General features: G+C 57.8%; 11 protein-coding genes and 1 tRNA gene. 7 read left to right on the forward strand and 5 right to left on the reverse strand.

Annotated elements, in window-relative coordinates; all coding sequences use genetic code 11:
- Positions 1 to 179 precede the first annotated feature (179 nt).
- On the reverse strand, positions 180 to 821 hold the full coding sequence (locus BM029_RS13810; RefSeq protein ID WP_244545045.1) for a YceI family protein: 642 nt from the start codon (positions 819 to 821) through the stop codon (positions 180 to 182).
- A 181-nt stretch (positions 822 to 1002) separates the two neighbouring features.
- Between BM029_RS13810 and BM029_RS13815 the strand changes: the two genes are divergently transcribed.
- Positions 1003 to 1704 carry a glutathione S-transferase family protein gene (locus tag BM029_RS13815; RefSeq protein ID WP_092436916.1) on the forward strand — a complete coding sequence of 234 codons (702 nt, stop codon included), beginning with the start codon at positions 1003 to 1005 and terminating at the stop codon, positions 1702 to 1704.
- 36 nt (positions 1705 to 1740) lie between these two features.
- Positions 1741 to 2178, forward strand: coding sequence for an alternative ribosome rescue aminoacyl-tRNA hydrolase ArfB (gene arfB, locus BM029_RS13820; protein ID WP_211482479.1), 438 nt, complete (start codon positions 1741 to 1743; stop codon positions 2176 to 2178).
- A gap of 39 nt (positions 2179 to 2217) precedes the next feature.
- On the opposite strand, the gene BM029_RS13825 is transcribed toward arfB, so the two are convergent.
- A complete protein-coding gene (locus BM029_RS13825; protein WP_092436918.1) occupies positions 2218 to 3354 on the reverse strand; it encodes a metallophosphoesterase in 1137 nt (378 codons plus the stop codon).
- 241 nt (positions 3355 to 3595) lie between these two features.
- On the opposite strand from BM029_RS13825, the gene BM029_RS13830 reads away from it, so the two are divergent.
- Positions 3596 to 5926 carry a patatin-like phospholipase family protein gene (locus BM029_RS13830; protein WP_092436920.1) on the forward strand — a complete coding sequence of 777 codons (2331 nt, stop codon included), beginning with the start codon at positions 3596 to 3598 and terminating at the stop codon, positions 5924 to 5926.
- Between the two features lie 68 nt (positions 5927 to 5994).
- Here BM029_RS13830 and BM029_RS13835 read toward each other — a convergent pair whose 3' ends face one another.
- From BM029_RS13835 to BM029_RS13845, 3 genes are all read right to left on the reverse strand, one after another.
- Positions 5995 to 6813: an alpha/beta hydrolase gene (locus BM029_RS13835; RefSeq protein ID WP_092436922.1), complete on the reverse strand. Its 819-nt coding sequence runs from the start codon at positions 6811 to 6813 to the stop codon at positions 5995 to 5997.
- Positions 6810 to 8102, reverse strand: coding sequence for an MASE1 domain-containing protein (locus BM029_RS13840; protein WP_092436924.1), 1293 nt, complete (start codon positions 8100 to 8102; stop codon positions 6810 to 6812). The genes BM029_RS13835 and BM029_RS13840 overlap by 4 nt, the downstream gene beginning before the upstream one ends.
- 377 nt (positions 8103 to 8479) lie before the next feature.
- A tRNA-Leu gene (locus tag BM029_RS13845) sits at positions 8480 to 8564 on the reverse strand.
- A 145-nt stretch (positions 8565 to 8709) separates the two neighbouring features.
- On the opposite strand from BM029_RS13845, the gene rnr reads away from it, so the two are divergent.
- The 4 genes from rnr to BM029_RS13865 all read left to right on the forward strand — a co-directional run bounded on the left by rnr (position 8710) and on the right by BM029_RS13865 (position 13703).
- Entirely contained in the window at positions 8710 to 11175 is a 2466-nt protein-coding gene (gene rnr, locus BM029_RS13850; RefSeq protein ID WP_092436926.1) for a ribonuclease R, read from the forward strand.
- 80 nt (positions 11176 to 11255) lie between these two features.
- A complete protein-coding gene (gene rlmB / locus BM029_RS13855) occupies positions 11256 to 11999 on the forward strand; it encodes a 23S rRNA (guanosine(2251)-2'-O)-methyltransferase RlmB (protein ID WP_092411929.1) in 744 nt (247 codons plus the stop codon).
- A gap of 176 nt (positions 12000 to 12175) precedes the next feature.
- Positions 12176 to 12925 (forward strand): serine O-acetyltransferase, encoded by a 750-nt coding sequence (gene cysE, locus BM029_RS13860; protein WP_092436928.1) that lies wholly within the window; start codon positions 12176 to 12178, stop codon positions 12923 to 12925.
- A 43-nt stretch (positions 12926 to 12968) separates the two neighbouring features.
- Entirely contained in the window at positions 12969 to 13703 is a 735-nt protein-coding gene (locus BM029_RS13865) for a YceH family protein (RefSeq protein ID WP_092436930.1), read from the forward strand.
- Positions 13704 to 13722 lie beyond the last annotated feature (19 nt).

The following is a 13722-nucleotide window of genomic DNA, read 5'->3' on the forward strand; positions in this document are numbered from 1 at the left end:
AGGTAGCGCTGCTGTAAAGGAGTGCGGCGCTCATGTCCGGTTTGCGATTGGCAGCACTCGGTGCGACGGCAAATGTCGGCATTGTCATTGGCATCCGGTGCACTGTTCAGTATTTCGACGCCGGTATCAGCCGGTATCTATCACGCCGAAAATGGTGACGCCGGACTGGGCAACCTGGCTCAGTCCGGCGCGGGCTTGCTATATTCCTTTATCGCTTCAACGCTGATGTGCAAGGTCACCGCGTCACTGATAAAGGGTACGTAGCGCGCAAGCTTGTAATCGCTGCGTAGAATCTTGGCCGAGCCGTTGGCGCCGCAGGCCTGTTTGCCGTAAGCGAGCATGAAGCGGCAATTGAAATTGCTGATTTCCAGCGTTACCGGATGCGTGACGCCCTTGATCGTCAGGTCGCCGTCGACTTGCGTCAGCCGGGTTTCTTCAAAATGCAGGCTGGAGGATTTGAAACTGATCTTCGGGTAGTTGGCGGCGTCGAAAAAATCGCCAGAGCGCATGAGCTGGTTGAAGCGGTCGCTGCCGGTACTGACCGATGCCGCATCGATTTCGATGTCGATACTGCCGCTATGTGTGTCCTGGTCAATTTCAATCGATCCGGTGGTGGTGTCGAAGCGGCTGCGCTGCTTCGACAGACCCCAATGGTTGTACTCGAAATACGAAAAAGTGTGTTCCGGATCAATCAGGTAACGGTCTGCGGCGAAACAGGCGCTGCTGCCAAGCATCAGCAGCAATAGTAAAGAGCGCAGCAAAGCGTTTTTCTTTGGCGACTGCTTTTGCAGAACTGCTATCTGACTGTCGCTGGTTTGCATGGTGAGGCATCGCCTTCGATTTTTGGTTCTCTACTAAGCTTAACGATACAGATAGTACATATATTCCAATCCGGAAGCATATAAAATAGTTCTTTCGCAGCAACGCCAAAAATCCGTTGTCTGTAATCTTTGTCTGTACCCGGGATTAATCGTAGCAACTCTAAGCGGAGCGCCTTCCATCATGTATGAGCTGTATATCGCCAACAAAAATTATTCATCATGGTCGTTGCGGCCATGGGTACTGATGCGTCAACTCGGGTTGACGTTTAACGAACACATTGTGCCGTTTACCGACGGAGCGGCAGGCTCCAACTGGGATACGTTCCGTAGCTTTTCGCCATCCGGCAAGGTGCCGGCGCTGATACACGACGGCACTTCGCTGTGGGATTCGCTCGGGATTGTCGAGTATCTGGCCGAGCGCCATGGCGGCGTCTGGCCGAACGACCCGCAAGCCAGGGCCTGGGCGCGTTGCGCTGCAGCCGAGATGCATTCCGGCTTTGGCGCCTTGCGGCAGCATTGCACCATGAATTGCGGCATCCGGGTGCGGCTTGAACAGGTGTCTGAAGTGCTGCAAGGCGAAATCACCCGCCTCGACGAATTGTGGAATGAAGGCCTGGCACGTTTTGGCGGACCTTTCCTGGCCGGTGCAAACTTCAGCGCCGTCGATGCATTTTTTGCGCCGGTGGCTTTCCGGGTGCAAACCTACGGCCTCAAGCTGAGCCCGGCGGCACAAGCCTATGTGACGCGGTTGCTCGATTTGCCGGCCATGCGTGAGTGGCAGGCCGATGCGCTGGCGGAAACCTGGCGTGAGCCCGGCCATGAAGCTGAAGCCAGCGCGGCAGGCACGTTGCTGGAAGATCTGCGTGGTGCGCCGTCGAAGTGAAGCAGAGGCGCGCGGTGGCGTGCCATAATATCGCGCATGTTTCCATCTAACGACGACAAGCTGCTGCGCATCACCGACTCACTCGCCATTGCGCTGAGTGAGATTGAGATAAGCGCCGTCCGCGCCCAAGGGCCGGGCGGCCAGAACGTCAACAAGGTCTCATCGGCGATACATCTGCGGTTTGACATCGGCGCATCGTCGCTGTCCGACTTCTACAAGGAAAAGCTGCTGGCGTTGAACGACCAGCGCATTACCAAGGATGGGGTTCTGATTCTCAAGGCGCAACAGTCGCGTAGCCAGGAAAAGAACAAGAGCGAAGCCTTGCAACGCTTGCAGGAATTATTGCTGAGCGTGACCGTGATTCCCAAGAAGCGGCGGCCAACGGCGCCCAGCCGGACTGCAAAATTAAAGCGGGTCGATAGCAAGACCCGGCGCGGCAAAGACAAAGCCATGCGCGGCAAGGTCGTTCTCTGAATAAGCCGGCGGTCCCGATTGGCGCATTCTGCGCCAGGGTCAGGCAGGCACCAGCCGCAAGCGCGTGATTTCCGACGGCGCGAACAAGCGTTTTGGCGGTCCCCAGTAACCGGTGCCGCGGCTGGTGTACACCCATAAATTGCGCAAGCGGCGCAGGCCGGCTGTATATGGCTGTTGCAACGGTACGAAAAAATTCCAGGGAAAGAACTGACCGCCGTGCGTATGGCCGGATAGCTGCAAGTCGAAACCGGCGTCGGCTGCTGCCGCGGCCGAGCGCGGTTGATGCGCAAGCAGCAGTTTCAGCGCTACGTGTCGCGGACCTCCGGCCAGTGCTGCATGCGGATCGCTGCGCTGGGCTTCATCAAAATGATGGGCGCTATAATCGGTGACGCCGGCCACCAGCAGTGAGGCGCCCTGATGGTCGATCACCACGTGCTGGTTCATGAGCACCGTCAATCCAAGCCGGCGCACTTCCGCTACCCATTCTGGTGCGTTCGAATAATATTCGTGATTGCCGGTAACGAAATAAGCGCCGTGACGGGAGCGTAGCTTGGCCAGCGGCGCAGTGTGTGCCGCCAGCTGCTGCACGCTGCCGTCGACCAGATCGCCGGTGACTGCAATCAAGTCTGGCTTGAGGGTGTTGACCTTGTTGACGATAGCGTCCAGGTAATTATGCTTGATGGTCGGGCCGACATGAATGTCGCTGATCTGCACGATGCTGTAGCCGTGCAGGGCTGCGGGCAAGCCGCTGATCGGGACATCGACGTCGACCACCGCAGCCAGGCGGCGCGCATTGAAAAAGCCGATGATGCTGGTCAAGACGGTCACGAGCAGCACCGCCACCGCGCTCCAGAACGCGAATTGATCTTGATTCAGGGGGGACCAAGGCGACAGCCACAGGCATAGCTCACGTAACAGAGTCGTCAGTAACAGCGATGAAAATACACCCATGGCCAGCATGCCGGCCCATGCCAGGCGATCGGACAGGGGCTGGCGCTGGAAGGCGCGGGCCAGCAGGCCGGCTGGAATCAGCAGGAACGACAGCAGTAGCCAGCTACTTAGCAAAACTGGCAAGAATGGGATAGCCGACAGCGCCGGTATCAGGAGCCAGCCGATAAGCGCATGCAATAGGCCCAGCAAAGACAGAACAACCACGATGGCAAAGCGCGAGGGCATGAGGATACCTGTGAGAAGAATGTATGGAAATGAATGGAACGCTGTCGACCATTAACGATCTAGTGGCGAGTGGCGCACTTTTTACGTATATCGGGGCGCAGATGCCGGCTTCAATAGCAGCCGGCCTGCATAAAGCGTGCGATGTATTGAGGAAACTGTCGGTTTATTCAAATATAATCCGGAAGTTAATTCTCTAATAATTACTTCCACAATCACAATATCAGATGTTTTTCCGCTAGTTATGCCTCTTTCGAAGCGAAATCAAGCCATTTCCCGTCTGTTCCGCAGCTTGTGCCTTTTCCTGGGTTGCCTGCTCTTCGGTCTGGCCCATGCGAACCCGGCGCCTGCCTCGCCGGTAGCGGCTACCGACGCCAAAAACGCAAATTCCGCCCGGCCTCGCATCGGCCTGGTGCTGTCTGGCGGCGGTGCGCGCGGCTACGCGCATCTGGGCGTGTTGCAAGCACTGGAAAAAATGCACATCCCTATCGATTATGTCGCAGCAACCAGTATGGGAGCGGTGGTCGGCGGCTTGTACGCGAGCGGGCTGTCGGTGGAAGAGCTGGATCGCATCCTGACCGAGACCAACCTTAGCGATATCGCCTTCGACCGTAACGATCGGGCAGAACTGCCGCAAACTCAGCGCGAGGACGATTTCCAATATCCCATCGGCTTGTCGGCCGGCTACGGCGACGGCAAACTGAAACTCCCGTCTGGTCTGGTACAGGGTAATAACCTGCTGCTGCTATTGCAGAACTGGACCCCGCAGCTGCCGGCGAATATTTCTTTTGATAAATTGCCGACGCCTTTCCGCGCCGTGGCAACCGATCTGGGCAGCGGCGAGGAAGTCGTGCTGAGCCAGGGTTCGCTGCCGCGTGCGATTCGCGCCAGCATGGCGGTGCCCGGACTGTTCGCGCCGCTCAAGCTGGATGGCAGGACTTTGGTGGACGGCGGACTGGTACGCAACCTGCCGGTATCGTTGGCGCGCAGCATGGGCGCCGACATCATCATTGCGGTAAATATCGCAACCGATTTAGCAGATCCGTCTACGCTCGATTCGCCGACCGCAGTGGCACAGCAGATGGTGACCATCCTGATTCACCAAAACGTCAAGCAACAGATCGATTCGCTCAAGAAAGACGATGTATTGATAGAGCCGGAACTGGGCGATTTGTCTTTTGCCGATTTTTCGCGCGGCAAGGACGGCGTCAAGGCCGGCTACGATGCAGCCGAGCGCCAGCGCGCCAAACTTGCAGCACTGGCGTTACCGCCGCAGCAATGGAAAGAATATCTTGCTTCGCGTAGCGGTGGCCCGGTGCTGGCGCAGGAAGCCCACATTGACGCAATTGAAATCAAGAGCAACGGCCGGGTGCCGGCAGCGGTAGTGCGGCGCGCGCTGGACGTCAAGGAAGGCGATTTCTACAACCCGGTCGCACTCAATAAAGACGTAGCGCGACTGGCGACCAACGGCGATTTCAAAAGCGTGACGCAAGAACTGGTGACCGAGAACGGCCGCAATGTGCTGAAGGTCGATGCCGACGATAAATCCTGGGGGCCGCACTTCTTGTTGTTCGGCCTTGGCGTGTCGAATAATTTTGACGGGCGCGGCGACTTCAATCTGCAAATCGGCCATCGTTTGCCGTGGATTACCGAAAGCGGCCTGGAATGGCGCAATGATGTGGTATTGGGCAGCAATCAAGCGAGCTTGCATACCGAATTGCGGCAGCCGATCTGGGGCCAGGTCGGATTATATGTTGCGCCATACGCAGAATTCGGGCGTCGGCACCTTGATCTGTACTCCGACAATGACGCCACTTCATCTACAGTTCCGGTTACCGCTTATCGGGTCGATACCACCAAGATCGGTGTCGATCTGGGCATACCGATTGGCCGGCTCGGCGAATTCCGTACAGGTATCAACTATCAATGGCTGGTAGCCAAGCCTTCGTACAATATTCCGCTTGGTGATGAGCTGCCGGATGGGATTTTTCAGTCATTCCGCATCAAGCAGCCAGTATTCCGTGCCCAACTTACGATCGATCAGCTTGACGACCCATTATTCCCGCGCAAAGGTTACTACTTGTCTGTCGTCAGCAATGTTGGCTTCGGTGGCGCAGACAACAGTTACAGCGATTCGCAAGGCAAGGCACTGTGGGCGATCAGCCGTGGCGGTAACACACTTAACGTGGCGCTGGAAGCGGCGGGCACGTACGGCAATGAAGCGAATGACGCCAGCGGCAATGGCGGCCTTGGTTTTTCCTTGGGAGGATTTCAGCATCTGTCGGCGTATGCCCCAGACCAGTTTAACGGCAATTACCTGCTATATGGACGCTTGACTTACCTGCGCGACATGCCGGGGCTGGACTTGCCGGGATTACGCAATACGGTGCTGGGCACCAGCCTGGAAGTGGGCGACGTCTGGCAAACGCGTACAGCCTTTGGTACCGGTCCTTACAAGAAAAGCGCCAGCATGTTTTTGGGTGGAAGCAGCTTCCTGGGGCCGTTGTATTTCGGCCTGGCGCTTGCGCCGCGCGGGGTCTGGAACGTGTATTTGCAGTTAGGCCGGGTATTTTAAAGGTTCTTAACGGATTACCGATAAACGGCGGTAAAAATAGGAAGGACGTAGGGTGGCGACTCTTGGTATCAGCTCTTGTCGCTGCCGCGCACCCGCCGCGGCGGCGCCGGCGGATAGCCGAAAAATTCCAGCACGCTGTTGACCACTTGTTCCCGGTCATTGTCGACGCAAATCATGTGGTAACTGTTTTCCAGCACCACCACGCGTGCATCCGGCAACGTCGCTTGCAGGAATTCGGCCGATTTCAGGCTGGTCAGTTCATCTTCGCGCGCATGGACAACCAAGGTCGGGCAGGCAATCCTGTGGGCTCCCGTCAGTACTTTCTTGCGTAAGCGATCGACCTGGCGGATACAAGCCAGCGGCACCCAGCGATAGTGGAAATTGTCGCCGCGTGCGAATTTGGCCTTGACGATGGCGCGCACCATGGCATTCTTGATGCCGAACGGCTCGTCTTCTTCGACTTTCATCCGGTTCGCCATCCCGGGTATCCAGTACACCAGATGCCGCAACTGGCGATACCAGGGAGTAGACCAGCCATCGATGAAGACCGGCGGCGCCAGGGTCACCAGCTTGCCATTGGCATTGCCTGCGCCTGTCCCATGCTGCACGCGCTCGCACAATGCCAGCGCCAGCAACGAGCCCAGGCACATGCCCAACACATGGAAAGTGTCATACTGCGGCGCCAGTTCACGGTAGCTGGCGGTGACGCTGTCCAGCCAGTCCTCATAGCTTACCGTCACCAGATCCTCAGGCTGGCCGCCGTGGCCGGGTAGGGTAACCGCGTGAGTTTCCACGCCGGCGCGCTGCAGCACTTTGTGCATCGAGCCGAGATCGAATTGGGTGCCGCCCAGGCCGTGAATCAGCAAGGCGCCGGTACGAACACTCATATCCGGCCCCGTTGCCGCGCATCCTCCTTGAGATTGAGGCGCCAGGCGCCAGCCACCATGGCGACCGATTCGTCGGCGTCGAGCAGTACGGCGCTCATGTCGGTCACCTGGCTTTGTTCCCCGGCCGGCAGCAGCAGGCGGAAACTCAGGTCGGGGCGGGTATCGTCGTCGGTGTCGTCGAGCCAACGGCTGCGCAATGGCTGGCGATCGTCTGGATGGACGTGTGCCAGAACCTGGTCCAGGTCGCTGAAGGCGGTGTTCGTTACGCCAAGCAATCCCTGCAGATCCCCGTGCCAACACAGCTTTTTGCTATGCGGGTCTATGTTGTAGACCAGTTGCCGGCTGGCGGTCAGGGCTAGCTCGGTGTCGTTTTTCCACTGCGCGGCATCTTCATGCAGTTGTTCGCGGGTAGTCTTGAGGGCGCTGATCAGCAGGCTGAGCAGGGCGGCGACAGCAAGATAGAGCTGGGCTTCCAGCAATGAATGTTTGGAATAGGTATCCGCAAAAGCGGCAAACGGCCCTTCGCCCTGGACCGTGTTCAACAAGGCGAAAAAGGCCAGCATGGCGACTGCCAGCGAGCCGCCGCGGCCGCCCCACAGCAGGGTTACCACGGCAACGAAGAAAAGCGGTACATAAGTCAGCGCAAAATTGACGCCGGCAGAAAAATTGCTGATGCCGTGACCGTCGAAGATGATAAAAGCAGTCGCTCCCAGGGCGACGAACGCCGCCAGGCCGAGCAGGAAGTCGCTGCGATCCATGCCGCCGGAACGCATCGCGTGGAAGCGCGACCAGCCCGCCAGCACAGGTGTGACAATCAGGATGCCGACCAGGTCGGAGGCTGCCCAGATGCGCGCCGTCGGCCAGAACGGCACCTGCTGCACCAGCAAGTACCAGGCAGCGCCAATGGCTGCGCTGATGGCGCTGCAGGCGACACCCGCGATCAACAGGCCGCGCACGAAATGCAAACCTTCCATCGGTAATTGCAGCATGCGCACCAGCGCCACCACGATTGCCGCGACGCCGATCTCGTCGAGGGCAAACAGTGCAACCCGCAGCAGATTGCGGTCTTCGATCCAGCCCAGAAGCAGTTGCGCCAGCACGAAGCCGATCGCCACGGGCAGCCAGCGTCCGGTCTTGGTCAACATGAACGCCGCCACGGTGACGCCGGCCGGCAGCCAGATATAACCGGTCGCCGCAATCGGACCATTGAGCTGATGCGACACGTAGCCGGTGGCCAGGTAGAGCAAACCCCACAGCAATGCAATGACAGATTGATTGGTCAGTTTCACACTAGATATCCTTATGGCGTTGGTGCCCGCGTCATCCTGGAAACGATGATCATGGCGCCGCCCATTATATGGTGAATCTGGAAAGAATTTGGTTGTCGGCAAGATTGATGGCGCGTCTGCCGACAATGCGGCAGACGGGCTTGGCGAGCTGAAGGCAAGCCGGGACTAGCTGCGTCCGGATTATTGCAATTTGCTGATATGATGCGTCGTGTTCGCGCCGAATTTAAGCTGAATGCGCCAGAAGTGACGAATCGTGATGGCTGGCTGATGCACAGTTAATACTGAATACTGATATCCACTGGGCATCCCGATTAATTCGGCAATGCAGGGAATTTTGCGGAGAGCTAGACCCCCGGAGGGGTCTAGTCTATGGTATATGGTGCCCACGGAGGGACTCGAACCCCCACACCTTGCGGCACATGGACCTGAACCATGCGCGTCTACCAATTCCGCCACGTGGGCTTGAGAGAGCAAGATTATAAGCTAACCTGAAAATAAGTCAACTCAGTCATAACGATATGCAGATATAAATTGCTTGGTTAGGAGAATGTCACAATCCTCCGTTACACTAAGCCTTGATGAATAACAACCTGTTGAAAATAGCCTTTTGAGCCAATATTCCTACACAATCCCCAGCCGGGAGGAAATTCTCGGCCTTCTGCGAACCTCTTCCGAGGCGCAAAACGCCGCCGCTCTAGCCGCCGCGCTTAATGTCAAACCCGATGAAATGGATGGTTTGACGCGCCGCCTGAATGCCATGGAACGCGACGGGCAAATCAAGCCCGACCGCAGCGGCATCTACAAACTGACCAACTCACCCGGCTTTATCGAGGGGCGTGTTAGCAGCCATCGTGATGGTTTCGGTTTCCTGATTCCGGACGAGGGTGGCGACGATGTTTTCCTGCCTGAAAAGGAAATGCAGAAAGTGCTGCATGGCGACCGGGTGCAGGCGCGCATCATCGGCACCGACCGTCGCGGCCGTCCCGAGGGAACGATTGTCGAGGTGGTATCGCGCGCGAATACCCATGTGATCGGCCGTTTGCTCAATGAAAACGGGGTCTGGGTGATCGCTCCCGAAGATAAGCGCATCGGACAGGACATCATCCTGGCAGGTTCGCCAGGCAAGGCCAAGGCTGGTCAAGTGGTGAGCGTCCAACTGACCGAACAACCTTCGCGTTTTACCCAGCCGGTCGGCAAGATTGTCGAAATCCTGGGTGATATTGACGATCCGGGCATGGAAATCGAAATTGCGGTGCGCAAATACGGCGTGCCGCATGAATTCTCCGAAGCCGCCAAGAAGCTGGCTGCCAAGCTGCCGGGCGAAGTACGTGCCGCCGACCTGGCTGATCGCGTCGATTTGCGCGACGTGCCGATGGTAACGATCGACGGCGAAGACGCCCGCGATTTCGACGATGCTGTTTATTGCGAGCCGGTCAAGATCGGCCGCGCCAACGGTTACCGGCTGATTGTGGCGATTGCCGACGTCAGTCATTACGTCAAACCTAACGATGCGCTGGATGTCGATGCGTTGGAGCGCAGCACTTCGGTCTATTTCCCGCGCCGCGTGATTCCAATGCTGCCGGAGAAATTATCCAACGGCCTGTGTTCGCTCAATCCCGACGTCGATCGCCTGACGCTGGTGTGCGATGCCGTGATCAGCGCCAAGGGCGAGATCAAGGCTTACCAGTTCTATCCCGCGGTGATTCATTCCGCGGCACGCCTGACGTACACCGAAGTGGCGGCCATCCTGGGTAATACCAAGGGTCCGGAAGCAGCCAAGCGTCCCGGCCTGGTGCCGCACTTGCTGCATTTGTATGAAGTCTTTCACGCATTGCTGCAAGCGCGTCAGGCGCGCGGCGCGATCGATTTCGAAACCACCGAGACCTATATCGTCTGCAATGCAGCCGGCAAGATCGAAAAAATCCTGCCGCGCACCCGCAACGATGCGCACAAGGTGATCGAAGAATGCATGTTGGCGGCCAACGTCTGCGCCGCCGACCTGATGGAGCGTCACAAGCATCCGGGTCTGTTCCGGATCCATGCGCATCCGACCAAGGAAAAGCTGGCGATACTACGCACCTTCCTGAAGCAGGTAGGCCTGACGCTAGCTGGCGGCGATACGCCGGCGGCCTCCGACTATGCCGAACTGATGCCGAAGATCAAGGCACGGCCGGATGCCTTGCTGCTGCAAACCATGATGCTGCGCTCCATGCAGCAAGCGGTCTACAGCCCGGAAAATATCGGTCACTTCGGTTTGTCGTATGAATCGTATGCGCATTTCACCAGCCCGATCCGCCGTTATCCCGATTTGCTGACACATCGCACGATCAAGGCGATCCTGCAAGGCAAGCGCTATGATCCTAAGGGCCTGGACACCAGCGCCCTGAATACCATGCTGTCACCTGCAGGCCGCAAGAAGCAGGCGGAGGACAAGGCCGCGGGCAAGAAGAAAAACGAAGGCAGCCTGGCTATATGGGAAGCGCTCGGCGTGCACTGTTCCGCCAATGAGCGGCGCGCCGACGAGGCTTCGCGCGATGTCGAAGCGTGGCTCAAGTGCTATTTCATTCGCGACAAGCTGGGCGAAGAATTCACCGGCGTTATTTCCGGCGTCGCTACGTTCGGCATTTTTGTGCAGCTCGATGCGTTGTACATCGAAGGCCTGGTGCATGTCACCGAACTTGGCGCCGACTATTTCCAATACGACGAAGCGCGTCACGAATTGCGCGGCGAACGTACCGGCATCCGTTATCAGTTGACGGACCGGGTAACGGTGCAAGTGAGCCGGGTCGACCTGGATGCACGCAAGATCGATCTGCGCCTAGTCAACGAGCCAGGTATTAAAACCGTACTCAAAAATGAAGCACGGCGTGCGGACAATGCGCAAGCACGCAGCGCTAAACCAAAGGGTGGCGCCAAGGCGGCGCCACCGAAAAAAACCGGTGGGGTCACCACTGCGGCCAAGACCACCAGCCCAGGTAAGGCGACCAAAGCCAAGAATGCCAAGACGGCAATCGTTTCTGAAAAGACGCGTGCACCGAAGGCATTCACAAAGTCCAGTAAGCGTAAACGATAGACCCGGTAAAAGATAAACCCGGTAAAAGATAGTCTTGCAAAAGATAGACCCTGTAATAGATTGACCCTGATAGATAGAATATGAAAAGTAAAATGATTTTCGGCTTTCACGCCGTCACCGCGCGTTTGCGTCACGAAGCATCGTCGGTGGAAGAGATTTATGTGGATGCCAGCCGCGTCGATCGCCGCATGCAAGATCTGCTGAATGCCGCCAAAGCGGTTGGCGTACGCGTGATTCCGGTGGATGACGCGCGTTTGTCGAATATCGTCGGCACGCGCCGCCACCAAGGCGTGGTAGCAAAAGCCGGCGAGTTGTCGCTGGCACGTAACCTGGATGAGTTGCTGGATGCGATTGTCGGGCCACCGCTGTTGCTGGTTCTCGATGGCATCACCGATCCGCACAACCTGGGCGCCTGCCTGCGGGTGGCGGATGGCGCCGGCGCGCATGCCGTAATCGCACCGAAAGACCGTGCGGTAGGCTTGAACGCCACTGCCGCCAAGGTCGCCAGTGGCGCCGCTGAAACCGTTCCCTACATCACCGTGACCAATCTGGCGCGTACCTTGCGCGAATTGAAGGAACGTGAAATCTGGCTGATCGGCACTGACGAAGACGGCGAAAAAGGCTTGTATGAAGCCGATTTTTCCGGCCCGGCAGCGCTGGTGATGGGTTCCGAAGGCGAAGGCATGCGTCGCCTCACGCGCGAAACGTGCGATGTGCTGGTCAACGTGCCGATGTTCGGTTCTGTCGAAAGCCTGAATGTGTCGGTCGCGTCCGGCGTCTGCCTGTATGAAGCCCGTCGCCAGCGTATGGTAAAGGGTTGTTGATTCCATTCCGCCTTACCCATTCTGAATCAGGCCGCCGGTTTTTCATGCATGGCGGCAATTCAGGGTTTCCCAGTCCAGCCTGAAACCGGCCTGCCGGTTTTTCCGGACTTTCGCAGTAAAAGACGGCAGGCGTAATTTGGAATAACATTACGCCTCCGCATTGATTCGACATCCTTATGTTCAGCCGCATTCGTGAAGACATTGCCAACATCATGGCACGTGATCCCGCCGCTCGCACCCAGTGGGAAGTTCTGACTTGCTACCCCGGCTTGCATGCCATCATCCTGCATCGCTGGGCGCATCATTGCTGGCATAACGGCTTCAAATGGCCGGGACGTTTTATTTCGCAGATCGCCCGCACGTTGACCGGAATTGAAATCCATCCCGGCGCAACCATCGGCCGGCGCGTATTCATCGACCATGGTTTTGGCGTGGTGATCGGCGAAACTGCTGAAGTCGGCGACGATTGCACCATTTACCAAGGCGTGACCTTGGGCGGAACCTCATTGAACAAGGGTGCCAAGCGCCATCCAACACTGGCGCGCGGAGCGATCATTGGCGCCGGCGCCAAGGTGCTGGGCGGTTTCACCGTGGGCGAGGGCGCCAAGATCGGTTCCAATGCGGTAGTGGTCAAGGAAGTGCCGCCGGGAGCGACTGCAGTGGGCAACCCTGCGCGCATCGTGCAGAAAGAAAGCAACAACGGCAAGGATGAAGCTGCGGCCCGCATGTTTGCAGCTTACGGCGTCACGCCCAACGGCGACGATCCTTTGTCCAAGGCTTTGCACGGTTTGATCGACAACGCCGCGGCGCAGGAGCATCAGATTGACCGCATCATTGCCTTGTTGAAGAAGTCGGGCATCGCTTGCGAAAGCTTGCCTGAGCTCGAGAAATTTGATCCGGACCAGCTCAATAAATTGGTGGAATAAGCTGGTTGAGCAAGACGGTCGCAGTGAGCCAGGAGAGAGTGTGATGAATCAAGAAGTAGACGGTATTCCGGCAGGCGATAATGATGGTGAGCGGGCGGCGGATTCTGGCCGCTCCGATGAATTTCTCGATCAGTTTGAAATTCGCGTGCTGGCGGTTCTTGCAGAAAAAGAAGCGCTGACGCCGGACAACTATCCCTTGTCCCTGAATACGCTGACCAATGGCTGCAACCAGTTGTCCAGTCGCGATCCGGTGATGGCTATCGCCGAGTCGACGGTGCTGGATGTGTTGCAGCGCCTGATGCTGCGCAAACTGGTGGTGGAAGTGAATCAGGCCGGCGCCCGGGTGGCCAAATACGAACACCGGATGCGCGTCAAATGGCTGCTGGAGCAAGACAAGCTGGCGGTACTGACTACCTTGATGCTGCGCGGGATTCAGACGGCGGGCGAGTTGCGTAGCCGTAGTGGCAGGCTGCATGATTTCGCCTCTGTCGGCGAGGTTGAAACGGCCTTGCAATTCCTGGTCGATAAGTATCCGCCATTGGTGGCGCGCCTGGCGAAGGCGCCCGGCACCAAGGAATCGCGCTATGCCCATTTGTTGGCGGGTGAGGAAATCCTGGAGCAGCAGGCAATGGCAGATGCCATGGCCGGCAGCGCCTCAGTGGTGAGAAGTGGAAGCCAGGACCGGATCGCCCAGCTTGAAGAAGAAGTTGTCAGCCTGCGGCGCCAGATGGATGATTTGTCGGCGCAGTTTGCCGAGTTCAAGCGACAGTTCGACTAATCGCTCAGCGGGCGGTTCA

Origin of the sequence: Collimonas sp. OK607, assembly GCF_900111995.1 — a bacterium.
GTDB lineage: Bacteria > Pseudomonadota > Gammaproteobacteria > Burkholderiales > Burkholderiaceae_D > Collimonas.